Source organism: Mesorhizobium sp. NPDC059054 (assembly GCF_042739215.1).
In the GTDB taxonomy this organism is placed as follows: Bacteria; Pseudomonadota; Alphaproteobacteria; order Rhizobiales; family Rhizobiaceae; genus Mesorhizobium.
Map to the genome: position 1 here is coordinate 948,020 of NZ_JBHYHV010000002.1, position 24,542 is coordinate 972,561.

General features: G+C 61.6%; 22 protein-coding genes. 15 read left to right on the plus strand and 7 right to left on the minus strand.

Annotation, left to right across the window (positions count from 1 at the left end; genetic code table 11):
• Positions 1 to 80 precede the first annotated feature (80 nt).
• Positions 81 to 1,721: a chaperonin GroEL gene (gene groL, locus ACFWXH_RS12295; protein WP_054311059.1), complete on the minus strand. Its 1,641-nt coding sequence runs from the start codon at positions 1,719 to 1,721 to the stop codon at positions 81 to 83.
• A 62-nt stretch (positions 1,722 to 1,783) separates the two neighbouring features.
• Positions 1,784 to 2,080: a co-chaperone GroES gene (gene groES, locus ACFWXH_RS12300; protein ID WP_019173599.1), complete on the minus strand. Its 297-nt coding sequence runs from the start codon at positions 2,078 to 2,080 to the stop codon at positions 1,784 to 1,786.
• Between the two features lie 319 nt (positions 2,081 to 2,399).
• On the opposite strand from groES, the gene ACFWXH_RS12305 reads away from it, so the two are divergent.
• The gene (locus ACFWXH_RS12305) at positions 2,400 to 3,212 is read left to right on the plus strand and encodes a class I SAM-dependent methyltransferase (RefSeq protein WP_379120497.1); all 813 of its coding nucleotides are present in this window, start codon (positions 2,400 to 2,402) and stop codon (positions 3,210 to 3,212) included.
• 108 nt (positions 3,213 to 3,320) lie between these two features.
• Here ACFWXH_RS12305 and ACFWXH_RS12310 read toward each other — a convergent pair whose 3' ends face one another.
• Positions 3,321 to 3,956: a TetR family transcriptional regulator gene (locus tag ACFWXH_RS12310; protein ID WP_379120499.1), complete on the minus strand. Its 636-nt coding sequence runs from the start codon at positions 3,954 to 3,956 to the stop codon at positions 3,321 to 3,323.
• Between the two features lie 158 nt (positions 3,957 to 4,114).
• On the opposite strand from ACFWXH_RS12310, the gene ACFWXH_RS12315 reads away from it, so the two are divergent.
• The 8 genes from ACFWXH_RS12315 to ACFWXH_RS12350 all read left to right on the plus strand — a co-directional run bounded on the left by ACFWXH_RS12315 (position 4,115) and on the right by ACFWXH_RS12350 (position 13,201).
• Positions 4,115 to 5,290, plus strand: a complete 1,176-nt coding sequence (locus ACFWXH_RS12315) for an MFS transporter (protein WP_379120934.1) — start codon at positions 4,115 to 4,117, stop codon at positions 5,288 to 5,290.
• Positions 5,291 to 5,303: 13 nt separating this feature from the next.
• A complete protein-coding gene (locus tag ACFWXH_RS12320; protein ID WP_379120501.1) occupies positions 5,304 to 6,587 on the plus strand; it encodes a D-arabinono-1,4-lactone oxidase in 1,284 nt (427 codons plus the stop codon).
• Positions 6,587 to 7,747, plus strand: a complete 1,161-nt coding sequence (locus tag ACFWXH_RS12325) for an alanine racemase (protein ID WP_379120503.1) — start codon at positions 6,587 to 6,589, stop codon at positions 7,745 to 7,747. Before ACFWXH_RS12320 ends, ACFWXH_RS12325 begins: the two co-directional genes overlap by 1 nt.
• A gap of 118 nt (positions 7,748 to 7,865) precedes the next feature.
• Positions 7,866 to 8,801 carry a GNAT family N-acetyltransferase gene (locus tag ACFWXH_RS12330; protein WP_379120505.1) on the plus strand — a complete coding sequence of 312 codons (936 nt, stop codon included), beginning with the start codon at positions 7,866 to 7,868 and terminating at the stop codon, positions 8,799 to 8,801.
• Between the two features lie 181 nt (positions 8,802 to 8,982).
• Entirely contained in the window at positions 8,983 to 9,507 is a 525-nt protein-coding gene (locus ACFWXH_RS12335) for an OsmC family protein (protein WP_379120507.1), read from the plus strand.
• Between the two features lie 293 nt (positions 9,508 to 9,800).
• The gene (locus ACFWXH_RS12340) at positions 9,801 to 10,217 is read left to right on the plus strand and encodes a MarR family winged helix-turn-helix transcriptional regulator (RefSeq protein WP_379120509.1); all 417 of its coding nucleotides are present in this window, start codon (positions 9,801 to 9,803) and stop codon (positions 10,215 to 10,217) included.
• Positions 10,214 to 11,395: an efflux RND transporter periplasmic adaptor subunit gene (locus ACFWXH_RS12345; RefSeq protein WP_379120511.1), complete on the plus strand. Its 1,182-nt coding sequence runs from the start codon at positions 10,214 to 10,216 to the stop codon at positions 11,393 to 11,395. Before ACFWXH_RS12340 ends, ACFWXH_RS12345 begins: the two co-directional genes overlap by 4 nt.
• 273 nt (positions 11,396 to 11,668) lie before the next feature.
• Complete coding sequence (locus ACFWXH_RS12350) at positions 11,669 to 13,201, plus strand: DHA2 family efflux MFS transporter permease subunit (RefSeq protein WP_054311226.1); 1,533 nt, start codon at positions 11,669 to 11,671, stop codon at positions 13,199 to 13,201.
• Between the two features lie 87 nt (positions 13,202 to 13,288).
• Here ACFWXH_RS12350 and ACFWXH_RS12355 read toward each other — a convergent pair whose 3' ends face one another.
• Positions 13,289 to 13,810, minus strand: coding sequence for a CAP domain-containing protein (locus tag ACFWXH_RS12355; RefSeq protein WP_054311050.1), 522 nt, complete (start codon positions 13,808 to 13,810; stop codon positions 13,289 to 13,291).
• Positions 13,811 to 14,006: 196 nt separating this feature from the next.
• Between ACFWXH_RS12355 and ACFWXH_RS12360 the strand changes: the two genes are divergently transcribed.
• Positions 14,007 to 14,825 (plus strand): DUF2189 domain-containing protein, encoded by an 819-nt coding sequence (locus ACFWXH_RS12360; RefSeq protein WP_379120514.1) that lies wholly within the window; start codon positions 14,007 to 14,009, stop codon positions 14,823 to 14,825.
• Between the two features lie 23 nt (positions 14,826 to 14,848).
• Here the strand turns inward: ACFWXH_RS12360 and ACFWXH_RS12365 are convergent, their stop codons facing one another.
• Positions 14,849 to 15,433 carry a LysE family translocator gene (locus ACFWXH_RS12365; RefSeq protein ID WP_379120937.1) on the minus strand — a complete coding sequence of 195 codons (585 nt, stop codon included), beginning with the start codon at positions 15,431 to 15,433 and terminating at the stop codon, positions 14,849 to 14,851.
• A 301-nt stretch (positions 15,434 to 15,734) separates the two neighbouring features.
• Here ACFWXH_RS12365 and ACFWXH_RS12370 point away from each other — a divergent pair, with 301 nt between their 5' ends.
• A complete protein-coding gene (locus ACFWXH_RS12370; protein WP_054311047.1) occupies positions 15,735 to 16,595 on the plus strand; it encodes a TIGR01459 family HAD-type hydrolase in 861 nt (286 codons plus the stop codon).
• A gap of 10 nt (positions 16,596 to 16,605) precedes the next feature.
• Positions 16,606 to 17,589 carry a bifunctional riboflavin kinase/FAD synthetase gene (locus ACFWXH_RS12375; RefSeq protein WP_054311046.1) on the plus strand — a complete coding sequence of 328 codons (984 nt, stop codon included), beginning with the start codon at positions 16,606 to 16,608 and terminating at the stop codon, positions 17,587 to 17,589.
• Positions 17,590 to 17,791: 202 nt separating this feature from the next.
• Here ACFWXH_RS12375 and ACFWXH_RS12380 read toward each other — a convergent pair whose 3' ends face one another.
• Positions 17,792 to 18,355 (minus strand): HdeD family acid-resistance protein, encoded by a 564-nt coding sequence (locus ACFWXH_RS12380; protein WP_054311225.1) that lies wholly within the window; start codon positions 18,353 to 18,355, stop codon positions 17,792 to 17,794.
• 171 nt (positions 18,356 to 18,526) lie between these two features.
• Here ACFWXH_RS12380 and ACFWXH_RS12385 point away from each other — a divergent pair, with 171 nt between their 5' ends.
• The 3 genes from ACFWXH_RS12385 to ACFWXH_RS12395 all read left to right on the plus strand — a co-directional run bounded on the left by ACFWXH_RS12385 (position 18,527) and on the right by ACFWXH_RS12395 (position 23,580).
• Positions 18,527 to 19,336: a MipA/OmpV family protein gene (locus tag ACFWXH_RS12385; protein ID WP_054311045.1), complete on the plus strand. Its 810-nt coding sequence runs from the start codon at positions 18,527 to 18,529 to the stop codon at positions 19,334 to 19,336.
• Between the two features lie 433 nt (positions 19,337 to 19,769).
• Positions 19,770 to 22,706 (plus strand): isoleucine--tRNA ligase, encoded by a 2,937-nt coding sequence (ileS, locus tag ACFWXH_RS12390; protein ID WP_054311044.1) that lies wholly within the window; start codon positions 19,770 to 19,772, stop codon positions 22,704 to 22,706.
• A gap of 193 nt (positions 22,707 to 22,899) precedes the next feature.
• Positions 22,900 to 23,580 carry a hypothetical protein gene (locus ACFWXH_RS12395; RefSeq protein WP_152979854.1) on the plus strand — a complete coding sequence of 227 codons (681 nt, stop codon included), beginning with the start codon at positions 22,900 to 22,902 and terminating at the stop codon, positions 23,578 to 23,580.
• A 139-nt stretch (positions 23,581 to 23,719) separates the two neighbouring features.
• Here the strand turns inward: ACFWXH_RS12395 and ACFWXH_RS12400 are convergent, their stop codons facing one another.
• Positions 23,720 to 24,166 (minus strand): nucleoside deaminase, encoded by a 447-nt coding sequence (locus ACFWXH_RS12400; RefSeq protein ID WP_379120519.1) that lies wholly within the window; start codon positions 24,164 to 24,166, stop codon positions 23,720 to 23,722.
• Positions 24,167 to 24,542 lie beyond the last annotated feature (376 nt).

The following is a 24,542-nucleotide window of genomic DNA, read 5'->3' on the forward strand; positions in this document are numbered from 1 at the left end:
TCCTTGGCGGTAAACAACGTCAAAAAAGAGAAAGGGCGGCATTTCTGCCGCCCTTTGCAAACTGAGCCGGTTGGCCGGACTTAGAAGTCCATGCCGCCCATACCGCCCATGCCGCCAGGCATGGCCGGAGCCGGAGCGTCCTTCTTCGGAGCTTCGGCGATCATGGCTTCGGTGGTGACCAGCAAGCCGGCAACCGAAGCGGCATCCTGCAGGGCAGTACGCACGACCTTGACCGGATCGACGATACCGAAGGCGATCATGTCGCCGTATTCGCCGGTCTGGGCGTTGTAGCCGTAGGTCGCGCCCTTGTTCTCGAGCACCTTGCCGGCAACGATCGAGGCTTCAGCGCCGGCATTCGAGGCGATCTGACGGATCGGAGACTGAAGGGCGCGACGGACGATCGCGATGCCAGCAGCCTGGTCGGCATTGACGCCGGCCGACTTGATGGCCTGGGTGGCGCGCAGCAGAGCAACGCCGCCGCCAGCAACGATACCCTCTTCCACCGCAGCGCGGGTGGCGTTCAGGGCGTCGTCGACGCGGTCCTTCTTTTCCTTCACTTCCACTTCGGTCGCACCGCCGACGCGGATGACGGCAACGCCGCCAGCCAGCTTGGCAAGACGCTCCTGGAGCTTCTCACGGTCGTAATCCGAGGTGGTCTCTTCGATCTGCTGCTTGATCTGGGCAACGCGGCCCTGGATCTCGGCCTTCTTGCCGGCACCGTCGACGATCGTGGTGTTTTCCTTCTCGATACGGACCTTCTTGGCCTTACCGAGCATGTTGAGCGTCACGCTCTCGAGCTTGATGCCGAGGTCTTCCGAGATGACCTGGCCACCGGTGAGGATGGCGATGTCTTCCAGCATGGCCTTGCGGCGGTCGCCGAAGCCCGGAGCCTTGACGGCGGCGATCTTCAGGCCACCGCGCAGCTTGTTGACGACCAGCGTGGCCAGGGCCTCGCCTTCGACGTCTTCCGAGATGATGAGAAGCGGCTTGGAGGTCTGCACGACGGCTTCGAGAACCGGGAGCATGGCCTGCAGGTTGGACAGCTTCTTCTCGTGCAGGAGGATATAGGCGTCCTCGAGCTCGGCAATCATCTTGTCCGGGTTGGTGATGAAGTACGGCGACAGGTAGCCGCGGTCGAACTGCATGCCTTCAACGACTTCCAGCTCGGTCTCGGCGGTCTTGGCTTCCTCAACCGTGATGACGCCTTCGTTGCCGACCTTCTGCATCGCTTCGGCGATCATCTTGCCGACCGACTCGTCGCCATTGGCCGAGATGGTGCCGACCTGAGCGACTTCCTCGGAGGTCTTGATCTTCTTGGCAGCCTTGCCAAGCGCCGAAACAACTTCAACGACGGCGAGGTCGATGCCGCGCTTCAGGTCCATCGGGTTCATGCCGGCGGCAACAGACTTGGCGCCTTCCTGAACGATCGCCTGGGCCAGAACGGTCGCGGTCGTGGTGCCGTCGCCGGCGATGTCGTTGGTCTTCGAAGCGACTTCGCGGACCATCTGGGCGCCCATGTTCTCGAACTTGTCCTCAAGTTCGATTTCCTTGGCGACGGTGACGCCGTCCTTGGTGATGCGCGGGGCGCCGAACGACTTGTCGATGACGACATTGCGGCCCTTCGGGCCGAGGGTCACCTTCACCGCATCGGCGAGGATGTTGACGCCGCGCAGCATGCGCTCGCGGGCATCACGGGAGAATTTTACTTCTTTAGCAGCCATTTTTTACTCCTGGGCTTTGCGCCCGAAATCAAGATTGGATGGTGCGGATGAAAGGCTGGTGGTCAGCCGATGATGCCCATGATGTCGGATTCCTTCATGATCAGAAGGTCTTCGCCATTGAGCTTCACTTCGGTGCCCGACCACTTGCCGAACAGGACGCGGTCGCCGGCCTTGACGTCCAGCGGAACCAGCTTGCCGGCCTCGTCACGAGCGCCCGAGCCGACGGCGATGACTTCGCCTTCCTGCGGCTTTTCCTTGGCGGTGTCGGGGATGATGATCCCGCCAGCCGTCTTTTCTTCGGATTCAACCCGGCGAACGACCACGCGGTCATGAAGCGGGCGGAACTTCGACTTTGCCATTTGATTTCCTCGGTGCGAAAGGTGAGAAAGAATTTCCTCCGTCCGGCCCTGCCGGACCTTCGGTTAGCACTCGCTATGGGTGAGTGCTAACGTGGCGGTGAGATAATCCCGCCTCCGGGGAGAGTCAAGGCGCGGCGCGGCATCTGGCCGCATGAAAATTGTCGTTTGTCCCGGTTGCGCTGTCAGCCGGGGATTCATCGCAAGCGATCTTGATCTGTAGAGGCCGGGCGAAGACTGTTTGGCTGCCTGTCGGGCGCATGATCCAAGCAGACAAGAAATATGCTAATCTCGGCCGTCGGATGGACCGCGGGTGGTGGCCATGCAGGAAGCAGATAAGGTGTTCGCCGGTTCGGTCCCGGAAAACTATGACCGCTATATGGTGCCGTTGATTTTCGAGCCGTACGCAGCCGATCTTGCACAACGGGCCGCGTCCCTCTCGCCGAACGCCGTTTTGGAAATCGCGGCAGGCACCGGGGTCGTCACACGCGCACTGGCGCCGAACTTGTCTGCTGGCGCAAGCTATGTCGTGACCGATCTCAATCAGTCGATGCTGGATTACGCCGCTTCCAGGCAACCTCCTGACAGTCGCATCAAATGGCGCCAGGCGGATGCTTTGGCACTGCCTTTTGAAGACGCGGTCTTTGATGTCGTTTGTTGTCAGTTCGGCGCGATGTTTTTCCCCGACCGTCCGGCGGGCTACCGTGAAGCAAGGCGGGTCCTGAAACCTGGTGGGCATTTTTTGTTCAACGTATGGGATCGCATCGAAGAAAACGTGTTTGCGAATGATGTGACGAACGCTCTTGCAAGGATTTTTCCGAACGATCCGCCGCGCTTCCTGGCGCGCACGCCGCACGGCTACCACGATACGGCGCTGATCCGTGGCGAACTCGAAGGCGCAGGTTTTTCCCGTCTGATGATCGAGACGAAAGCCGAACAAAGCCGCGCGTCCTCGCCCCGTCTCCCGGCCGTGGCGTATTGTCAGGGAACGCCTCTTCGCAACGAAATCGAAGCCAGGGAGGCAGGAAAACTGGACGCTGCCACTGACTATGCCGAAGCTGCGATCGCGGAAAGGCATGGGCACGGTGAAGTCGCCGCCAAAATTCAGGCTCACGTCATCGTGGCTGTGACCTAAGCGAGGGAATATCGCTTCAGCGCTCTGAGACGTCGTTTCCGTCTTTCTCGGAAACGGTTTTCACGCAATTCCGGACGGAAAACCGCTGCGCACTTTCCTGGAATTGCCCTAGTCGAAAAATGCGCGCAACTGGCCGTGGATGATCGATTTGTAATCGTCGACCATGCGTTGCCCCTGCGTTTTGTCCTGTGTCAGCGCCAGCCGCACGACGCCGCCGGCAAGCTGGAAGAACAGGAATACCAGGCGTCGAAACTCTTCGCGCCGCTCCGGCTTCAGCAAATGGATAAGCTGATCGCAGAAGACATCGGCCTGATGATGCGTCTCGGCGATGTCGAGATTCTGCAGCGCCTTGTCGGCCTGGATGGCGTTCTGCAGGTCCTGGATGGCGGGGTCTCCAGCGACGCGGTCGTAATAGTCGTCGAGCATCCGGTCGGAAGCTGCGATCATGCTCTCCAGTCCGTCGATGCCAACGACGATCTCCCGCTGGCGCGCCCGCGTCACTTCCGAGAAGCGCTCGTAGAGCGTGGCCAGGATCGCGGACTTGTTCGGGAAGTAGTGATAGACGGTGGCGATCGGTCCGCCGGCCAGTGCGCCGACTTCCTTCATGGTGACGGCGTCTATGCCTTTTTCGCCGATCAGCCGCTTGGCGGTGGCCAGGATTGCGTCAATGCGCTCGCGGCTGCGCTCCTGTTTCGGGCGGCGCCGCAACTGCGATCCGGTGGCTGCACGCCTGGCCTGTTTCATGCGCCGGTTGTCCACATTTCAACAAATCCTGGCCAACCGATCCTGGTCGGCAAATTCACGTTGACAGGAAAGATGATAAAGTATCAGTTTTCAAGATGCTGGTTGATTGTCAGCTTTTGGGTTGAGGCAACGGACGTTGGGAGGCGCCTGTGGACTCGATGGATCCTGCCCGTCCAGGGAGTGAGGATTGGCTGGTCGGCAATCCGACGCGCGGGCAGCTTGCTGCGGCTTTGTGGATCGGCTCCGTCGGGTTGCTGATCCTTGGTCTGCAGCCGGTGCTGCTCGGCGCGCTGTTCACGCAAGGCCATGTCGGCGGCGATGAGCTGGCGCTGGTGGCGACTGCAGAACTGATCACCATCGGTATCGGCTCGGCCACCGTGGCGATGGCTCTCTCAGCGCGCAACATGCGTCGCAAAAGCACGATCCTGCTTCTCCTGCTGGCATTGGCCAATATGTGGACAGCCTATGCGGCGAACGCCAACATGCTGATAGCCGCCCGCGCCGTTGCGGGCTTCGCCGAGGGTGGTCTGGTGGCGGTCGCGACGGAATTGATCGCGCGTTCGCGCCGGGCGGAGCGTATCGGCGGCTATTTCGTGTCACTGCAAACCTTGGCGCAATGCGTTCTGGCTCTGCTGCTGGCGCTTGCCGTCATCCCGGCCTATGGCGCGAGCGGCGGTTTCGTCACGTTGGCCGTGGTTTGCGGACTGTCGGTTGCCGTTGCACGCGCAGTGCCCGACGACTATGCGGACCTGCCGAAGGATGAGCATTTCGCCAATGTGTTGACGCCAGGCGCCATCACCGCACTGCTTTGCATCTTCTGTTACTTCATGTTCTTCGGCTCTGTCTGGGCTTTCCTGGAACCGCTGGGCGCACAATACGGTATCGACGGCCGCACGGTCGGCTTGATCGTCTCGGCGAGTTTGGCTGCGCAGATCCTGGGCGCGATGACGGCAACCGTCTTCGAGGCGCGCATCGACTATCGGCTGGCCATCACTGCCGTCGGCATCGTTGCCGTGCTTGCGTGCGTCACGCTGGCCAGTGGTCCGGCCCTGACCACTTTCTGGGCAGCCGCGCTGGCCATGGGTTTCATCCTGCTCTTCATCGTTCCTTACCAGATCCGATTGGCGATCACCTCTGACGAGACGCGCACGACGGCGCTTCTTGTGCCGGCCGCGCAGCTGTTTGGACTGGCGCTTGGACCTGTCGCCGCCTCGCTGCTCATCGAGGAAGTGGATTTCCGTGCGGTGCCGGAATTCGCGGCTGCCAGCGTCATCGCCTCCATCGCGTTGCTTGGCCTGTTCGTCGCCTTGACGCGCCGTCGCGTTGTCGCCTGAGCCGAGGGTGTCCATGACAGATACCTTGCGCTGGACGAACTGGTCGGGCTTTGTCGAAGCCTCGCCGCGGCGGATTTTGAATCCCGATACCCTCGACGGCATCGTTGAGGCGGTGAAGACGGCTGCAGGCCCGCTGCGCGTCGTCGGGGCAGGGCATTCGTTCACGCCGCTCGCCAGGACGGACGGTACGATGCTGTCGCTGGAGAAGTTCGAAGGGCTGGTTTCGCACGACGCAGCCGCCAATGTCGCGCGTGTCCGCGCCGGCACAAGGCTCGGGTCGCTGATGCTGCTCCTGCAGGATATCGGCCAGGGCCTGCCCAATATGGGTGATATCGACAGGCAGGCGATCGGCGGCGCGCTCGGCACCGCGACACACGGTTCGGGCCGGATGCTCGGCGCCTATCACACACAGCTCCAGGCGATGCAGTTCGTTGATGGGCGAGGCGCGGTACGCGAACTGACGTCGGCCAAGGATCACGACATGATCCACGCCACCGGTGTGGCACTCGGAAGCTTCGGCGTGTTGACGGAAGTCGCGCTGAAGAACATCCCGACTTACAGGCTGCACCGCCGCAAATGGGTGCTGCCGATCGGGGAGATGCTCGCCGAATTCGAACCGATGATGGGCGCACACCGCTCAGCCGAATTCTACTACGTGCCCTTTTCGGGCCACGCGCAGTTCATTGCCAGTGACCTGTCCGACAAGCCGGTCAGCGCGCGGCCGCCGGAAGAGGACGAGGAAGGACTGGCGACGCTGCGCAAGCTGCGCTCGGGGCTGCGTTGGGCGCCCTGGCTGCGCGGATTGATCATCCGCTCGGTCATGGCGAGGTTGCCGTCGGAGGATTACGTGCAGGATTGGCTCAACGTCTACGCCAGCGACCGTCGTACCCGCTTCAACGAGATGGAATATCACCTGCCTTTCGAGGAAGGGCCGAGGGCATTGGGCGAGATCATCGAGCTGACCGAAAAACGCTTTCCGGAGGTCTATTTCCCGATGGAGGTCCGCTCGGTGGCCAGCGACGAATTCTGGCTCAGTCCTTTCTACAAGCGGCCGACCTGCTCGATCGCGATCCATCACGACGCCGCCAACGATCCGTTGCCCTTCATGCGCGCGGCTGAACCGATCTTCCGCAAATATGGCGGACGCCCGCATTGGGGAAAGATGCACAGTCTGAAAGCAGGAGACTTCGAGGCGCTCTATCCACGCTGGAGGGACGCGATGGACGTGCGCCGGGACATCGATCCGCAGGGCCGTTTCGTTTCGCCTTATATGGCAGACCTGTTCGGGTTGAGGTGATGGACGCCTATTTTCAGACCATGACGGCTGCGCTGCGCGAAGCTGGATTGTTCAAGCCTTGCCTTGTACTGGACCGTGATCGACTCGATGCCAATATCGCGCTGACCCGGCAGAAGCTGGCACCTGAACTCGAGCTGAGGCTGGTCGACAAGTCGCTGTCCTGCCTGCCGCTTCTTTCCCGCATTGCAAATGCCCTCGGCGCGACGCGATTCATGACCTTCCACTTGCCGATCAGCGAAGCGGTGCTGAAGGCCTTTCCGACAGCAGACCTTCTGTTCGGCAAGCCGATGCCGGTGGATGCAGTCCGGCAAGTGCTGTCGCGCAGGGATGACGCGTGGAAACGCGTATGCTGGTTGATCGATACGCAAGCGCGGCTGGAGCAATATATGGTCATGGCCGAGACGCTGGGATGCGACCTGCGCATCGCCTTCGAGGTCGACATCGGCCTGCATCGCGGAGGTATCGCAGAACCGGCGGCGTTGTCGCAGGCGCTGCAGCGGGTTCGCCAGCATCCCTTGCTGCATTGTGAAGGCATCATGGGCTACGAGGCGCATGCGCCTCATATCCCGAACCTGTTCGGCGGACCGGAAAAAGCGTTGGCGGGATCTGTCGCCGCATTCCAGGCGTTCATCGCTTGCCTCGCGTCCGGTGAGCGGCAGATACTCAACACCGGTGGCTCGAAGACAGCGCTGCTGCATGGCGCGCAGAAACAGGCACCCACACAGGCTAATGAGGTATCGATCGGTTCGGCTTTCGTGCTGCCGAGCGACTTCGATACGGTCGGTCTGACCGGATTCCGGCCAGCCGCCTTCATTGCTACCCCGGTGCTGAAAGTGGTGGAGGCGAAATTGCCGGGGCCGGCTTTCGTCGGTCGCGTGTTGCAGGCGCTTGGCCGTTTTCCACGACGCGGCTGCTACATCTATGGCGGCAAGTGGATGGCGAAGCCGATCTTTCCCGAAGGGGCGCGGGAGGGAGCGACACTCGGCCAATCCTCAAACCAGCAGTTCATGGCACTGCCGGACAATACGAAGCTTCAACCAGACGATTTCTTTTTTCTGCGTCCAACCCAGTCCGAGTTCGTACTGCAGCAGTTCGGTGCCATCGCGGTGTTCTCGCAAGGACGTATTGTCGAGCAATGGCCGGTTCTGCCTGTGGGCTGAAGCGTCTTTCGTAAAAGCGCAACAAGCGGGCTTGATCGTTGCCTCTGGCATGCATATATTTGACTTAATCAACAATATTGTTGACGTAGTCTAATAATGCACTCCCGTCGAGGTTCCCATGTCCGCCTTTTCCAGCCCCAGCGACGAGCAGGTTGCCTGCGTACGCGCCTTCAACCGCTTTTATACGCGCCAGATCGGCTTGCTGGAGGAGGTGCTGCTGAAAAGCCCGTTTTCGTTAAGCGAAGCGCGGGTCCTGTTTGATCTTGCCCAGCGTGACGGCCAGAGCGCCGCCGAACTCGGGCGCGAGCTCGGGCTCGATGCCGGCTATCTCAGCCGCATGCTGAAGAAGTTCGAGGAGCGCGGGCTGGTGCAACGCCAGGCGCAGACCGACGATGCCAGGCAGTCGGCGATCGCGCTGACCGAGGCGGGCAGGCAAACATTTGCCGGCCTGGACGAAGCCTCCAATCGCGAGGTTGGAACCATGCTCGACCGGCTGCCAGCCGAACGCCGTGAAACGCTGGTGACGGCGATGATGACGATCATGCGGCTGCTGGGCGATGGAGGCGAGCCCAAGGTGCCCTATATCCTGCGGCCGCTGCAGACTGGCGACGTCGGCTGGATCACGCACCGGCAAGGCCTGCTCTACGCCCAGGAATATGGCTGGGACGAAACCTACGAGGCGCTGGTCGCCGAAATCCTCGTCAATTTCGTCAGGTCCTACGATCCGAAGAAGGAACGCGCCTGGGTGGCGGAGCGCAATGGCGAGGTGGTGGGGTCGATCTTCGCCGTGCACCAGTCCGATGACGTGGCAAAGCTCAGGCTGCTTTATGTCGAGCCGTCGGCGCGGGGGCTTGGCATCGGCAAGCGACTGGTGGACGAGTGCATCGCCTTCGCCCGCTCGCGCGGCTACAAGACGCTCACCCTGTGGACCAACGACATTCTTGTTGCGGCACGGCGCATCTACCAGGCCGCGGGTTTCAAGCTGGCCAAGGAGGAGCGCCATAGCTCCTTCGGCAAGGAACTCGTCGGCCAGATCTGGAACCTCGAACTCTAGGCCTGTTTGCGCTTTAAACAGCGCGGCCGAGGCTGATTGCAACATCGTTCCGTTCTCGCGGTGTCGAGCGCACGACCATGCCTGCGCCTGCCATGCGCAGGGCATCGCTTTGCTTTTCCTGACCGAACCGACGCGCGACACTCCAAACATTCGATGCAATCGTGTGGAGGCGAGGATCGCAATGACTTTCCGTTTCAAGGATGTTTTCGGCAACACGCAAAGCGCTCTCGGCGCCGATGCCAGTCAAGCGACCGTGACCTTCCAGGCACGTTCACAGCTCGCCGACGGGTTCCGCTCGAACGTGGCGATCCGTCAGTTCAGCGTTGGCGTCGACGAGCCGCCGGCGCTCGCCGGCCAGGATACGGCGCCGAACCCCGTCGAATATATTCTGGCGGCGCTCGGGTCATGCCAGGAGATCACATATCGACTTTATGCCGACGCGCTCGGCATTCCGCTCAAAAACGTATCGGTGCAGTTGAGCGGAGACATCGACCTGCGCGGCTTCTTCAACGTCGACCCGCAGGTTCGACCGGGCTATCAACGCATCAATGCCGAGGTTTTCATCGACAGCCCGGCGCCAGCGGTCGATATCGCCCGGCTCAAGGAAACTGTCGACCGGCATTGCCCGGTGCTCGACATCCTGCGCAACCCGACACCTGTCGAGTTGCAGCTCACCACGAGGGTGCAGCAGGTGGCGGCGGAATAGAGCACCTAAACTCAGCCAGCGAACCACCCGGCCTTAGTCCAGTTTGAAACTTTGTCAGGGTCGAACCGTCAGGTTCGGCCCTTTGTCATGCCCTTGCGCGCATGCATCCCTGTCAGGATGCTCGCGTGCCTGCGCATGGCTGTCATGCAAATTTGCCCGATCACGTCTTTGGTGATCCGCTTGAATAGTAAGCATGCTCATTATATATCGCGCTCATGACTTCGAACACGGAACATACACTTGGCTTCCTGGTCCACACGGTGGGCCGGCTGTTACGCAAGCGGCTGGAGCAGATGGCGATCGATACGCACCTTTCTGCCGCCCAGTGGCGGCTGCTGTTCTGGGTCGCGAAGGAGGAAGGCACAACCCAGGCCCGTATCGCCGAGTTTCTGGAAATCGAGCCGATCAGTGTTTCTCGCATGCTCGATCGCATGGAGCAGGGCGGCTGGGTCGAACGCCGGACCGACGTCAACGATCGTCGCGTGCGCGCGATCTTTCTGACCGATCTGGGGCGGGAAGCCTTCGTCTATGTGAAGAGCTTTGTCGGCGAGGTTACCGAAGAGGCGTTCGCCGGCATATCGAAGGCCGACCAGAAGATAATCATGCAGGGGCTCGAGAGGGTCATCGAGAACTTGAACAGCAACATAACGTCCTCCCAGGGCGTTGAAGACGGCACCGACGCCAAGACCTTAGAAAGTGCACACCAATGAACGCTGTGTCCAAGATCGATGAGAAAGACGCCGCCAAGCTCGAGATGGAGCAGCCGACGCCAGCTACCCAACCGGCCGTTGCAGCGCCGCCTCCCGTAGAAACGCTGGCGGTTCCGCAGAAGAAAAAGTCGCGCGGCCTGCGCTTTATCCTGATGGTTTCTGTGCCGCTCATCCTCGTAGCTGCCGGCGGCTATTATTATGTGACCGGCGGCCGCTACGAAGAGACCGAAAACGCCAATCTGCAGCAAGCGACACTTTCGATCGCGGCCAATGTTCCCGGCCGCATCGTCGAGGTGAACGTTGCCGACAACAAGCCGGTGAAGAAGGGGGACGTCCTGTTCGCCGTGGATCCCGAGCCTTACAAGATCGCTCTGGCGCAGGCCGATGCCGCCGTCGCCAATGCGCGGCTTGGTGTCGAGCAGTTGCGCTCCGCCTACAGGCAGGCCCAGGCCAAGGAACTGTCGGCTTCGAGCGAAGTCACCTATGCGCAGTCGCAGTATGACCGTGCCGTTGACCTGGTGAAGAAGGGCATCAACCCGCAATCCACGCTCGACCAGACCCGCAATGACCTCGACAAGGCCAAGCAGGACCTCTCCGTCGCCGTGCAGGGCATCGATAGCGCCAAGGCTGCTCTTGATGGCAATCCCGACATCGTCACCGACCAGCATCCAACCGTGCTGGCGGCGCTTGCCGCGCGCGACAAAGCCGCGTTCGATCTTTCTCAGGCGACCGTGAGAGCGCCCGACGATGGTGTCGCCTATAAGGCCGCGTCCTTCCGTGTCGGCCAGTATGTCAGCGTCGGCACGCCGCTGTTCGCGCTGGTCGAGACCGGCGACACATGGATCGATGCCAACTTCAAGGAAACGCAGCTGACGCGCATGAAACCGGGCCAGAAGGCCGAGGTCGTGCTCGACACCTATCCGGACAAGACCTTCGAGGCGACTGTCGAGGCAATCGGTGCCGGCACGGGTGCGCAGTTCTCATTGCTGCCGGCCCAGAACGCCACCGGCAACTGGGTCAAGGTCACACAGCGCATTCCGGTGCGGCTGCAGCTCGACAATGCGGATGCCGACTTGGCTCTGCGCGCCGGGATGAGCGCTTCCGTCACCGTCGACACCGGCGTTTCGCGAGGTTTCGGCGGCCTGTTCGGCAACGCCTTTGCGGGCGAGGCCAAGTAAGCCGGCTCCCTGGAGCCGGAATGCGATTTGACGAAGAGGATCAGTTTGCCGGCGGGTTCGCTTGGCGGGTGATGTCGGTTGAGACGGTGCAAACGCGCCGTTCAGCCGAACCACCTCCCTTCACGACCCGCAAAGAGTTTCCGGGCGGCAGGCGCCGCGATGTGGGCGCCGACCGTTGAACCCCCAAAACGGCTGGCATCTTCCCGAATTGGGTCGCCTGCCGCCCGGAAAGCCTGCAAGGCGACCGATCATTCCGTATTGGACGATATTGCCATGAGCGCAGATCAAAGCTTTCGCGAAGTCCCGAACCGCGGGCTGGCCACCGTTGCCATCATGGCCGCGACGGTGATGCAGGTGCTCGACACCACAATCGCCAATGTCGCGCTGCCTTCCATGTCGGGCGACCTCGGCGCTTCGCCCGATACCATCAACTGGGTACTGACCTCCTATATCGTCGCCGCGGCCATCGTCACGCCGATGACCGGCTGGCTATCGGACAAGTTCGGGCGCAAGGAGCTGTTCCTTGGCTCGGTCGTCGGCTTTGTCGCCTTTTCGCTTTTGTGCGGGCTCGCCTGGAGCCTGGAGACGATGGTGCTGTTCCGCCTCATGCAAGGCGTATTCGGCGCGTCCATCGTGCCGCTGTCGCAGCTCTTCCTGATGGATATCAATCCCAAGGAACGGCGCGGGCAGGCGATGGCGATCTGGGGCGCCGGCATCATGGTGGGCCCAGTGGTTGGGCCGACTTTGGGTGGCTGGCTGACCGACAGTTATAACTGGCGCTGGGTGTTCCTGATCAACCTTCCGGTCGGCATCGTAGCCTTCCTCGGCATGGCGGCCTTCCTTCCCAGCATTCCGAAGCGCCTGCGCGGTTTCGATTTCTTCGGATTCGCTATGCTGTCGCTCGGCGTTGGCGCGCTGCAACTGATGCTTGATCGCGGCCCCGACGCCGACTGGTTCTCTTCGACCGAAATCTGGATCGAGACGGGCCTCGCGTTGATCGGCTTCTGGGTGTTTATCGTCCATACAGTCACCGCAGAGCGGCCATTCATCGACGCCAAGATCTTCCTCGACCGCAATTTCGCGGCTTCGCTGGTGTTCATCTTCATCATCGGCGTGATCCTGCTTGCCGGCATGGCTCTGCTGCCGCCGATGCTGTCGGCCATCTTCGGTTATCCGACGGTGACCACGGGCATGGTCATGGCGCCGCGCGGGGTCGGCACGATGATCTCGATGCTGGCGGTCGGCCGGCTGATGAAGATGATCGACCCGAAGAAGCTGATCTTTGTCGGCATGCTGCTCACCGCCTATTCATTCTACATGATGTCCGCCTTCACGCCGCAGATGGACGCCTGGCCGATCGTGACGTCTGGCATCGTTCAGGGCCTGGGGCTCGGTCTGGTGTTCGTACCGATCTCCACCATGGCGTTTTCGACGCTCAATCCGGGCAACCTGCCGGACGCGACATCGCTGTTCACGCTGGTGCGCAACATCGGTTCGTCGATCGGCATCTCGGCTTTCACGGCGGTACTGACGCAGAATACGCAGATCAACCACATCGAACTGTCGGCGTTCATCAATCCGTTCAACCCGAACCTGTGGCTCGCCAATCCTTCGGCCGCGCTGGGCGACCGTACCGCGCTCTCTCAGGTCGACGGCCTCGTCAACATCCAGGCGCAGATGATCTCCTACGTCTCCGACTTCAAGCTGATGGCGATCGTCACGGCATGCGCCATCCCGCTGCTTCTGCTGCTGAGATCGCCGAAGCAGGCGCCGGCGGGCGGCGCGCCGGCGGTGCATATGGAGTGAGTAGCGAGATGGAGAGTAGCGAATAGTGAGTGGGGCGAGTTTTGCGCTCTAACCACTATTCGCTACTCTCTAATCACCATTCGCTCGTCATTTCCCCATCACCAGCGCCCAATAGCGCCAATCCGGCCGCTTGCCGTCCGTGACGTAGGCAAGGCCGAAGCGTGTGAATCGCGGATCGAGCATGTTGCGGCGGTGCGGCGGCGAATTCATCCACATGTCGAACAGGCGGGTGAGATCCATGCGGCCTTGCGCGATGTTCTCAGCGGCCGCCCCTTCGATGCCGTTGTCGGACACGCGCGAGGAGAAATCCTTGCCCCAGCCGGTTGTATGTTCCATGCGCCCGGCGCCAGCCATGTAGCGCGCTTGCTGAAGGGCTGCGCGTTCCAGCTGCGAGTCCGCCGTCATGGCCGACAAGCCTGCGCTGGAGCGGATCTTCCCAACCAGTCCGGAAGCAGCCGATGATGCGCCACCGCCTTCACCGGTTGTCCGCATAGTGCCGCAGCCTGCGAGCGCAACGAGCACCCCGCCACCGGCGAGCGCGAAGAAGGCACGGCGGTGGAGCTGGGGAGCGGAAGTAACGGACGGCGAAAGGTCGGATAAGGACGGCATTCAGCTTCCCATAAGAGTGATCATGGCTTTTAGCGGGCAGAGTGTGTTGTGGCTCAACAATCTGTGATGGCGGGGGTGCGACAATTTGGCAGAAAACTGCTAGTCTCCAAACGTTCATTGAGTGGCAGCCACGGGTGGCCATCTGGGTCTTCTTGACCAGGCGATGACCGCCCTCCAACCCCACGGGAGGAAGGTAATGGCCGGTTTTCACGTCATGGCTGGCGCGCACGGGCTCGAAATGCCGACAGTGCGTCGTATCACCATCTCGGATCTTTTCGATGCATTGAAGCGCGGCGCCGAGGATTTCTGGGCCAAGCCGTCGCATTATGTCTTTCTCGGCCTGATCTATCCGATCGTCGGCCTGATCCTGACGCAATGGTCGTCCGGCTCGAACGCCATCCAGCTCGTCTATCCGCTGATGACCGGCTTTGCGCTGGTCGGCCCGTTCGCGGCGATCGGCCTTTATGAGATGTCGCGGCGGCTTGAACGCGGCATGGATACCTCCTGGAAGCGCGCTCTGGATGTGCGCCATTCACCGGCACTGCCGTCGATCGCGGTCATCGGCATCATGCTGATGGCGGTCTTCCTGCTCTGGCTGTTCACCGCGCAATCCATCTACACGGCTTATTTCGGCGAGCAGCCGCCGGCCTCGATGGGAACCTTCGTGCGGGACGTGCTGACCACCGGGCAGGGTTTGGGGTTGATCCTATGGGGCAATGCCATCGGCTTCCTTTTCGCGCTGGTGGTGCTGGCCACGACGGTCATTGCTTTCCCGCTGCTGCTCGACCGCGATGTCGGCGTGGTCTCGGCCATCGATACCTCGGTGCGCGCGGTTGTCATGAACCCGGTGCCGATGCTGGCATGGGGCCTGATCGTGGCCGTGCTTCTGGTGATCGGCTCGATCCCGCTCTTTGCCGGCCTTGCCATCGTCATGCCGATCCTTGGCCATGCCACCTGGCACCTCTACCGCAAGGTGGTGGAGCCGGAGCCCAGAGCCGACCGGCGGCCCATGTAGCTAACGGATTCGAGTTGGAAAAATCAGCGCTGGCTTTCGGTCGCCATCCGAACAGCCAGCGCAGCCAGCACCGTTCCCATCAGCCAGCGTTGGACAAGCATCCATAACGGACGCCCAGCCAGGAACACCGCGATCGAGCCGGCTGTGATGGCAATGATGGCGTTGACCGATAGGCTGATCGTGATCTGAGTTACGCCCAGCACCAGAAGCTGCGACAACACCTGGCCTTTTTCCGGGTCGATGAACTGCGGCAGCAGCGACAGATAGAGCACTGCGACCTTCGGGTTCAAAAGGTTGGTCATCAACCCCATCATGAACAGCTTGCGCGGCCGGTCGCGTGGCAGTTCGCGCACCTGGAAAGGCGAGCGTCCGCCGGGCCTCAGTGCCTGCCAGGCGAGATAGAGGAGGTAGAGAGCACCGGCCAGCCGCAAGGCGTCGTAGGCATAAGGCACGGCAAGCAGCAGCGCGGTGATGCCGAAAGCAGCGGAGAATACATAGAACAGGAAGCCAATGGCGACGCCGCCGAGCGAGATCAACCCGGCCTTTGGCCCCTGAGAAAGTGAGCGCGAGATCAGGTAGATCATATTCGGGCCAGGCGTCAGCACCATGCCGAGGCAGATCAACGCAAAAGCGATATGATTGGCTGTATCGGGCACGGCTGTCCCCCAGAGAAAAGCGCCAACCCGGTGGCGTTGGCGGAAACTGCACCTTTGCCGTGTGTTCCGCAAGGGCGTGTCCCGTCGGTTGATTGCGCCAGCTCAGGCTCCTCCTTATGGCCACTGCCCGGTTCGGGCAAAAGCTGGTGACAGGCGGGAAGGCTTCGGCTAATCCGGGGCCGTCCTGGCAGTGTTTGGAACTTCAAGCGCCAACGGCCGGAGAACCCAACCGCAGTCTTTTCCCTGGGATGCCATGACGGACCTTTTTGAGACGATCGAGACATTGACCGCCGTGTCGGGCCGTTATGATGTGCTTCTGTGCGACGTCTGGGGTGTGGTTCACAATGGCGAGACGCATTTTCCGGCCGCCGCCGCTGCATTGGCTGAAGCGCGCAAGGCCGGCATTGCTGTCGTGCTGATCACCAATTCGCCGCGCCGCAGCGCCGATGTGATTGCGCAGATGCATCTGATCGGCGTGCCGGATGGCAGCTTCGACCGTATTGTCAGCTCCGGCGACGTCACGCGCGACCTGATCGCGGATGGACCCCGCAAGGTGTTCCATCTCGGCCCCGACCGCGACATGAACATCTATGATGGGCTGGATGTGGAAATCTCTGAAGAGTTCGAGGCGCAGGTCGTCGTCTGTACCGGCCTGTTCGACGACGAGGCCGAGACGCCTGAAGACTATGCAGAGATGCTCACCAGGCTGCGTGCCCGCAATCTGCCGTTCATCTGCGCAAACCCCGACATTATCGTTGAACGCGGCGAAAGATTGATCTGGTGCGCCGGCGCGCTTGCCCGCGACTACGCGCAGCTTGGTGGCCGCACACTGATCGCAGGCAAGCCGCACGCACCGATTTATGCGGCGGCGATGAAGGCAGCGGCGGAAGTGCTTGGCCGCGACATCCCCCGCAGCCGCGCACTCACCATCGGCGACGGCATGATGACGGATGTGAAGGGGGGCGCCGACAACGGTTTCGACGTGCTCTACATTTCCGGCGGCATTCATGCCCGGGATTATGGCGATCCGCTGCAGCCCGACCCGGCAAGGCTCGCAGCCTTCCTCGAAAAGCACGGCTACCGGCCGGTTGCCGTCATGCCCCGGCTGAAATAAGGAAGCCGGTATGGACAAGCCGTTCGAGCGCATTCCGGGCGACACAGTGCTGCCGTCGAAGCTGCGCGGCGGCGTGGTGGCGATCGGCAATTTTGACGGCGTGCATCGTGGCCATCAGGCTGTGCTGGAGCGGGCGCTCGACGAGGCGCGTCAGCGCGGCGTGCCAGCGCTGGTGTTAACCTTCGAACCACATCCGCGGACCGTCTTTCGACCGGATGTACCGCTCTTCGTGCTGACGCCGCCGCCGGTGAAAGCCAGGCTTCTGTCCGATTTCGGTTTCGATGCGGTGATCGAGCAGGAATTCACGCACGAATTCTCGCAACGTTCGGCGGAGTCCTTCATCACTGACATCCTGGAACGCGATCTCGGCATTTCCTGTGTCGTTACCGGCTTCGACTTCCATTTCGGCAAGGATCGGCAGGGTGGCCCCGCTTTTCTCGCCGAGGCCGGCAAGCGCCATGGCTTCGGCGTCGTGCGGGTCGAAGCTTTCTGTGACGAGGGCACCGAGGTCATCTCCTCCAGCCGCGTCCGCACGCTGCTCACAGAAGGCAATCCGGAAGAAGCGGCTGGCCTGCTCGGCTACCGCTTCACGGTCGAAAGCGAGGTGATCGGCGGGCAGCAGCTCGGCCGCACGCTCGGCTTCCCGACGGCGAACATGAAGCTTTCGCCGCAAACAACTTTGAAGGAAGGCATTTATGCCGTCCGTTTCCGCCGGCAGAATGGTTCGATCCATGACGGCGTGGCAAGTTTCGGCCGCCGCCCGACGGTAGACGACAATGGCGCGCCGCTGCTCGAAACCTTCCTGTTCGATTTCTCGGACAGTCTCTACGGGGAAACCTGCGAGGTTTCGTTTTTCGCCTACCTGCGCGGCGAGGTGAAGTTCGAAGGTCTCGATCCGCTCATTGTCCAGATGAAGCGTGACGAGGCAGAGGCGAGGGCGCTTTTGGCCGGTATCAGGCCGCTGTCCGCCCTCGACGCGAAGATCGCGTTCTAGAGCGCCGCGCGTCCATTCGGACGCGCAAAGGACGCTCTAACACTTTTGAGCTGCGCATCGTGCTTTCCGAAAATCGATTCCGATTTTCGGGCCGATGCATTAGAGCGCCGCGCGTCCTTTCGGACGCGCAAAGGACGCTCTAACACTTTTGAGCTGCGCATCGTGCTTTCCGAAAATCGATTCCGATTTTCGGGCCGATGCGTCAGGCCCGGCTGTTCTTCAAACCCAGACCGAAGGCAATGTAGGTCCAGCCTTGAAAAACCAGGTCAATGGCCAGGAACAGGCCTAGCACCCACAGGCTGTTGACTGGCCATTGCAGGGCGATCAGCAGGCCCGCGAGCGCAGTGATGACGCCGCCAGCGATGATCCAGCCAGAGCCCTTCTCAGCACGGTGCTGGTAGCCGATCGAAGCGCGGATCAGGCCTGCGGCCACCAGCGCAATGGCCAGCAGCAGAGTGAACACCGTCGAGGCGAGCAGTGGATTGTAGAAGGCGAAGAAGCCGGCCACCGCATAGAGCAGGCCGCTGAGCAGCCAGTAGAAAAAGCGCCCCCAGGTCTTCACGCCGAAGGCATGGATGATTTCGATGGCGCCGGCCATCAACATCAGCCAGCCCACGAAGTAGACCGAGGCGACCGTGGCGATGAACAGATTGCCGAAAGCGATGCCACCAAAGATCAGCAGCAAGACGCCGAGCGCCACGAACCATCCCCATTTGGAACGGGCCTCGCCGATTACATTCTTCAGTTCGTCCGTGGGCAGGGTCATGGCCATCCTCTCCAAGGTTGCGCCTGTCACAAGGGGGACGATAACGCCGTGCCAATATGACGTCCAGTGACGGAGCCGAAACCGAATGTGTTTGAAAATCGGGGATTTAAATCAAATTTTACCAAGCTGCCCTCATAGACAATTCAACGGTGAGTTGTGCATGGTGTTGTGATGAGTCCTGCAAAGTCCCTTCCGGTGGCGATTGCCGCTGCTGTTCTCTTTGCGCCGGCCGGTGCGCGTGCCGAAGGTGATTTCTTCGGCTGGATACGCGGCGACTGGTATCTTGAGGTCGGTGTCACCGGACTGGTCGCCCCGAACTTCGAAGGCGGCAAGAAATATCTGCTTGGCGCCGAGCCGATCATCTCTCTTGGCAAGGCCGGTGGCGACACGCGCTTTTCCTCGCGCAACGACAATATTTCGCTCGGCCTCTACGACAACGGCAATTTCCGCGCCGGCCTGAACGGCAAGCTCCTGCTACGGCGCGACAGCGATACGCAAGGGCTGGAGGGGCTGGACCCGGTGCGGTGGGGCGGGGAAGTCGGCGGGTTCGCCGAATTCTATCCACTGGATTGGCTGCGTGTGCGTGGCGAGGTCCGGCAAGGATTCCGCGCGCATCACGGCGTCGTCGCGGATTTCGCTGCCGATGCGTTCTATGACGTTACACCCGAAGTGCGTATTTCCGGCGGTCCGCGCATGTCCTTTGCTTCGGCCAGCTACTTCGATGCCTATTACGGCGTCAACGCCGCCGAATCCGCAGCCACCGGCCTTGCCGAATACAAGCCGGGTGGTGGCCTGAAATCGGTCGGCGTCGGTGGTGCCGTTACCTGGAAAGTGACCGATCCTATCACGGCCAGCTTGTTCGGCGAGTACAGCCGTCTGACCGGTCCAGCTGCCGATTCCAGCCTGGTCAGGCAGAACGGCTCGAAAGACCAGTTCACCTTCGGCATTTCGACCAGCTATCGCTTCGACTTCAAGCTCTAGACGCACGCCGTTCGGGCGAGGACGGCCAGCAGATAACGGCTTTCTGCGCTTCCGGTACTCACGTACTTGGACGTACGCTCCGCTCCGGTTCTTGCCCCCGATTTTTCGGCTCGTCCCGGCCCGAATTGCGCCGCATCGGCAAACGTCGTGACACTTGCTGTAGGGAAGCGCTTTATTCCTGCCGGCTTATCCGCTAAAAGCGCGGCCATGACAGCTTTCTCGCGCCTTCGCGGCATCGCGATACGAATTAGTGGCCCGGTGTTCCGGACGGCCTGAGGTCGTCGGAGCCGCCGGGACTTTTGCGCGGGCTCTCGCGCTTTTTCCAGAACATGTTTACGCAACTCCGGACGGAAAACCGCTACACACTTTTCCTGGAATTGCTTTAGTTCAACGCCCGAGGCTCGCGCCGCCGGGCAACGCATATGGCAGATCGATGAACGACAAAGCTGAAACCCTCGACTATTCGAAAACCCTTTATTTGCCGCAGACGGAATTCCCTATGCGCGCCGGCTTGCCGGAAAAAGAACCGGTGCTGGTCAAGCGCTGGCAGGATATGGACCTCTACAAACGCCTGCGCGAAACCGCCGCTGGCCGTCCAAAATATGTCCTGCATGATGGCCCACCCTATGCCAACGGCAACATCCATATCGGGCATGCGCTGAACAAGATCCTGAAGGACATCATCGTCCGCTCGTTCCAGATGCGCGGTTTCGATTCCAATTACGTGCCGGGCTGGGACTGCCACGGCCTGCCGATCGAGTGGAAGATCGAGGAAGAGAACTACCGTTCGAAAGGCAAGTCCAAGCCGGATCTCACGCAGCCCGCAGCCATGGTGGCATTCCGCCAGGAATGTCGCGCTTATGCGGAAAAGTGGATCAAGGTGCAGGGCGACGAGTTCCAGCGCCTCGGTGTCGTCGGCGATTTCAAAAACCCGTACACGACCATGGCCTACCATGCGGAAGCCCGCATCGCCGGCGAACTGCTGAAATTCGCGACGAGCGACCAGCTCTATCGTGGCTCCAAGCCGGTGATGTGGTCGGTTGTGGAACGCACCGCACTGGCCGAAGCCGAGATCGAATACCAGGACTATGAGAGCGACACGATCTGGGTGAAGTTCCCGGTCAACGGTGCGGCCGGCGAGTTTGCCGGGGCACATGTCGTCATCTGGACAACCACGCCCTGGACGATCCCCGGCAACCGCGCGGTCGCCTATTCGCCGCGCGTTACCTACGGTCTCTACGAAGTTACGGCGGCTGAGAACGACTTTGGTCCGCAACCGGGTGAGAGGCTCATCTTTGCCGACGCGCTTGCCGAGGATTCGTCTGCAAAGGCGAAGGTGACCATGAAGCGTCTTCGCAACGTCTCAGCGGAAGAGCTTGGTAGCTTTACAGTTTCTCATCCCCTGAAGGGCCTCGGTGGCGGCTACGACTTCGTCGTGCCGATGGTCGCCGGCGACCATGTCACCGACGATGCCGGTACCGGGTTCGTGCACACTGCGCCCAGCCACGGCCGCGAAGACTTCGAGGCCTGGATGGATGCGGCGCCGGAACTGCGCAAGCAAGGCATCGACGTTGCGATCCCGTTTCCGGTCGACGATGCAGGCTTCTACACCAAGGACGCGCCGGGTTTCGGTCCGGATCGCGAGGGCGGCGCTGCACGCGTCATCGACGACAACGGCAAGAAGGGCGATGCCAACAAGGCCGTCATCGAGGCGCTGATCGCGGTGAATGCGCTGTTCGCACGCGGGCGGCTGAAGCACCAGTATCCGCACTCGTGGCGTTCGAAGAAGCCGATCATCTTTCGCAACACGCCGCAGTGGTTCGTCTATATGGACAAGGAACTCGGCGACGGCACCACGTTGCGCAACCGTGCGCTCGCCGCGATCGACGCCACGCGCTTCGTGCCGGCTGCCGGCCAGACGCGCCTGCGCTCGATGATCGAGGAGCGCCCCGACTGGGTGCTGTCGCGCCAGCGTGCCTGGGGCGTGCCGATCGCCGTCTTCGCCGACGTCGACGGCAATGTGCTGAAGGACGAGGCGGTCAACGCCCGCATCGTCGATGCCTTCGAAAAGGAAGGGGCGGATGCCTGGTTCGCCGAGGGCGCGCGCGAGCGTTTCCTGGGGTCGCGTGCCAACGAGCCGTGGACGCAGGTCATGGACATCCTCGACGTCTGGTTCGATTCCGGCTCGACCCACACTTTCACGCTGGAGGATCGTCCCGATCTGAAATGGCCGGCCGATGTCTATCTCGAAGGGTCCGACCAGCATCGCGGCTGGTTCCATTCCTCGTTGCTGGAAAGCTGCGGCACCAGGGGCAGGGCACCCTATGACGCGGTCGTTACCCATGGCTTCACCATGGATGAGGAAGGCCGCAAGATGTCGAAGTCGCTCGGCAACACCGTGGTGCCGCAAGACGTCATCAAACAGTCGGGCGCGGATATCCTGCGACTGTGGGTGGCAACGACCGACTATTGGGAAGACCAGCGGCTCGGCAAGACCATCCTGCAGACCAACATCGACGCCTACCGCAAGCTGCGCAACACCATCCGCTGGATGCTGGGAACGCTGGCCCATGACGATGGTGCCGAAGTGGCGCTCGCCGAAATGCCTGAGCTGGAGCGGCTGATGCTGCACCGACTGGCCGAGCTCGACGAGCTGGTGCGTTCGGGCTTCGATGCCTTCGAGTTCAAGCGTATCACGCGTGCGCTGCTCGATTTCATGGTCGTCGAACTGTCGGCTTTCTATTTCGACATCCGCAAGGATGCGCTCTACTGCGACGCGCCTTCCAGCGTGAAGCGCAAGGCGTCCGTGCAGGTGGTGCGCCATCTGTTCGACTGCCTGGTGAAGTGGCTGGCGCCGCTTTTGCCGTTCACCACGGAAGAGGCCTGGCTGGATCGCAACCCGCAGGCCGAATCGCTGCATCTCGAACAGATGCCAATTGTGCCTTCCGCTTGGCGCAATGATGCGCTGGCGGAGAAATGGCGCAAGGTACGCCAGGTCCGCAGCGTTGTTACCGGTGCTCTGGAACTCGAGCGCGCCAAGAAGACCATCGGCTCTTCGCTCGAGGCGGTGCCGATCGTTTACCTCAACGATGCCAGCCTGGAAGCAGCGCTTGCCGGGATCGATCTCGCCGAGATCAGCATCACCTCGGACCTCGTCATCTCGCATGATGCGGCACCTGCGGATGCCTTTGCGCTGCGCGAAGTTCCCGGTGTCGCCGTCGTCATCGCGAAGGCGGAAGATCGCGGCCTCGTCAAATGCGCGCGCTCGTGGCGCTACACCGCCGATGTCGGCTTGGATGCAGCCTATCCGGACGTCTCGGCGCGCGATGCGGCAGCCTTGCATGAACTGCAGGCGTTCGGCCGTCTCTAGGTCTTTTCAGCTTATGCAGCGCCGGCGCCAGTGTGGTGGCCGGCGTTGCCCTTAACCGGGTGTTGAGGTAAAGACCCCACATTCCGACGAAGAACAATGACAAACTATCGCCGGATTCCCGTTGAATGAGCGCATGATGTTTCATTTCCGGGCCACCGGGGCTGGCCAGAGGTCGAGAGTGATAAAATTCAGCATGACCGAAAGACACCACGCGCGTGCGTTGGTTCTCGTGCCGCTCATGGCGTCCGGACTCGCGCTGGCTGGCTGTGTGGGTTCACCGACCTATGGCACGGGGACGCCAGCGGGTGAACAACTGCTCGGCGACGTTTCAAATGCGATTTCGCTGCGTCCTCAAAAGCGTGACGCCATCGACTACAAGCCACGCGCAACGCTGGTGAAGCCGAAGGCTGGCACGAGGGAAGCGCTGCCGGCGCCGCAGGATTCGATCACGCAGACTGCGAGCGGCGAGTGGCCGGAATCGCCGGAACAGCGCCGCGCGCGCCTGCGCGCCGAGGCGACTGCCAACGAAAACAACCCCAACTACGAGCCCGGCATTCTGGCCGACGACGTGCAGACCGACCCGGTCGCCGTGCGCAGGGCAATGGCCGAATCGGGTTCGAGCCATCCGCCGCCCCCGGACAGCGGCCAAGCCGTTGCCCGCCGCGCCGAAGTGGCAAAACGTGTCGCCGAAAGCCAACAGAGCACACCGACGACTCGCAGGTACCTCACCGATCCGCCGGCGGCTTATCGCACCGCGGCCGATACCGCGCCGCAGGGCGAGCTTGGCGAGGACGAATACAAGAAGGAACGGCGCCTGAAGAAGGAAGCCCAGGCCAAGAGCGGCAAGTCGGGCTGGTTCGACTGGTGGAACTAGGCTGCTGATAAGCCGTCACGATAACGCCGCTGGCCCTGTCAGCGGCGTTTTTTCGTTGGAGCGGTTGCTGTTTCGCGGAGCCATGAAACGCTCCAGATCCCTGTGCTTCCGGAAAGCCATACATTTTCCTGGAGCTGCTTTAGCGGCGATCCCGGAAGAAATCCTTGAGAATGGCGGAGGCCTCCGTCTCGGCAAACCCGGCATAGACATCCGGGACATGGTGGCAGGTGGGAGCAGCGAAGAAGCGCGGTCCGTTGACCACCGCGCCGCCTTTTTCGTCCGCGGCACCGAAATAAAGCCGCCGTAGTCTGGCGAACGAGATCGCGCCGGCGCACATCGCGCACGGTTCCAGTGTCACATAAAGGTCGTGGCCGGTCAGCCTTTCGCTGGCGAGTTTCTGGCAGGCTTCACGGATCGCGAGCATTTCTGCGTGCGCGGTCGGGTCAGACAGTTCCCGTGTGCGGTTGCCTGCGGCGGCGACAATTGTGCCGCCATGGACGATGACCGCGCCGACTGGCACCTCGCCGCGCGCAGCGGCGGCTTCAGCTTCCTTCAGCGCGGCTGCCATGAAATCCGGTCGTTTCACGCGATTTCTGCTCCTTAGCGCATCGGCCCCCAAAAATCAGAATCGATTTCGGAAGCACGCTGCGCAGCTTCAAAAGTGTTAGAGCGTCCTTCGCGCGTCCGAATGGACGCATGGCGCTCCAATGGGCTTAGAATAGTCCTCGCCACCCGGCAGCGATCCTGTTATCTAGCGCGCGACTTCGAAAACCGATATCGATTTTCGAACCGGATCATGCGCACAACAGCAGCGTCACAGCGTCCTGACGCGTCGTTTCCGACGCGCGGCGCCGTGATTGCGCAGAACATGATCCCGAAAAGGCAGACTTTTCGGACAAAGGTCATGCGGTAAAACAAAGAGATAGAGCAGACTGCCAACCGCATTCCGCTCTAGCGAGCAA

What these genes read in the sequence shown, in the direction of transcription:
- ACFWXH_RS12330 (WP_379120505.1), top strand. Translation starts at nt 7,866, where the DNA reads ATGTCCGCCTTTTCCAGCCCCAGCGACGAGCAGGTTGCCTGCGTACGC.
- ACFWXH_RS12350 (WP_054311226.1), top strand. Translation starts at nt 11,669, where the DNA reads ATGAGCGCAGATCAAAGCTTTCGCGAAGTCCCGAACCGCGGGCTGGCC.
- ACFWXH_RS12375 (WP_054311046.1), top strand. Translation starts at nt 16,606, where the DNA reads ATGGACAAGCCGTTCGAGCGCATTCCGGGCGACACAGTGCTGCCGTCG.
- groL (WP_054311059.1), bottom strand. Translation starts at nt 1,721, where the DNA reads ATGGCTGCTAAAGAAGTAAAATTCTCCCGTGATGCCCGCGAGCGCATG.
- ileS (WP_054311044.1), top strand. Translation starts at nt 19,770, where the DNA reads ATGAACGACAAAGCTGAAACCCTCGACTATTCGAAAACCCTTTATTTG.
- groES (WP_019173599.1), bottom strand. Translation starts at nt 2,080, where the DNA reads ATGGCAAAGTCGAAGTTCCGCCCGCTTCATGACCGCGTGGTCGTTCGC.
- ACFWXH_RS12380 (WP_054311225.1), bottom strand. Translation starts at nt 18,355, where the DNA reads ATGACCCTGCCCACGGACGAACTGAAGAATGTAATCGGCGAGGCCCGT.
- ACFWXH_RS12370 (WP_054311047.1), top strand. Translation starts at nt 15,735, where the DNA reads ATGACGGACCTTTTTGAGACGATCGAGACATTGACCGCCGTGTCGGGC.
- ACFWXH_RS12345 (WP_379120511.1), top strand. Translation starts at nt 10,214, where the DNA reads ATGAACGCTGTGTCCAAGATCGATGAGAAAGACGCCGCCAAGCTCGAG.
- ACFWXH_RS12360 (WP_379120514.1), top strand. Translation starts at nt 14,007, where the DNA reads ATGGCCGGTTTTCACGTCATGGCTGGCGCGCACGGGCTCGAAATGCCG.
- ACFWXH_RS12355 (WP_054311050.1), bottom strand. Translation starts at nt 13,810, where the DNA reads ATGCCGTCCTTATCCGACCTTTCGCCGTCCGTTACTTCCGCTCCCCAG.
- ACFWXH_RS12320 (WP_379120501.1), top strand. Translation starts at nt 5,304, where the DNA reads ATGACAGATACCTTGCGCTGGACGAACTGGTCGGGCTTTGTCGAAGCC.
- ACFWXH_RS12335 (WP_379120507.1), top strand. Translation starts at nt 8,983, where the DNA reads ATGACTTTCCGTTTCAAGGATGTTTTCGGCAACACGCAAAGCGCTCTC.
- ACFWXH_RS12340 (WP_379120509.1), top strand. Translation starts at nt 9,801, where the DNA reads ATGGCGATCGATACGCACCTTTCTGCCGCCCAGTGGCGGCTGCTGTTC.
- ACFWXH_RS12385 (WP_054311045.1), top strand. Translation starts at nt 18,527, where the DNA reads ATGAGTCCTGCAAAGTCCCTTCCGGTGGCGATTGCCGCTGCTGTTCTC.
- ACFWXH_RS12310 (WP_379120499.1), bottom strand. Translation starts at nt 3,956, where the DNA reads ATGAAACAGGCCAGGCGTGCAGCCACCGGATCGCAGTTGCGGCGCCGC.
- ACFWXH_RS12315 (WP_379120934.1), top strand. Translation starts at nt 4,115, where the DNA reads ATGGATCCTGCCCGTCCAGGGAGTGAGGATTGGCTGGTCGGCAATCCG.
- ACFWXH_RS12365 (WP_379120937.1), bottom strand. Translation starts at nt 15,433, where the DNA reads ATGGTGCTGACGCCTGGCCCGAATATGATCTACCTGATCTCGCGCTCA.
- ACFWXH_RS12395 (WP_152979854.1), top strand. Translation starts at nt 22,900, where the DNA reads ATGACCGAAAGACACCACGCGCGTGCGTTGGTTCTCGTGCCGCTCATG.
- ACFWXH_RS12325 (WP_379120503.1), top strand. Translation starts at nt 6,587, where the DNA reads ATGGACGCCTATTTTCAGACCATGACGGCTGCGCTGCGCGAAGCTGGA.
- ACFWXH_RS12305 (WP_379120497.1), top strand. Translation starts at nt 2,400, where the DNA reads ATGCAGGAAGCAGATAAGGTGTTCGCCGGTTCGGTCCCGGAAAACTAT.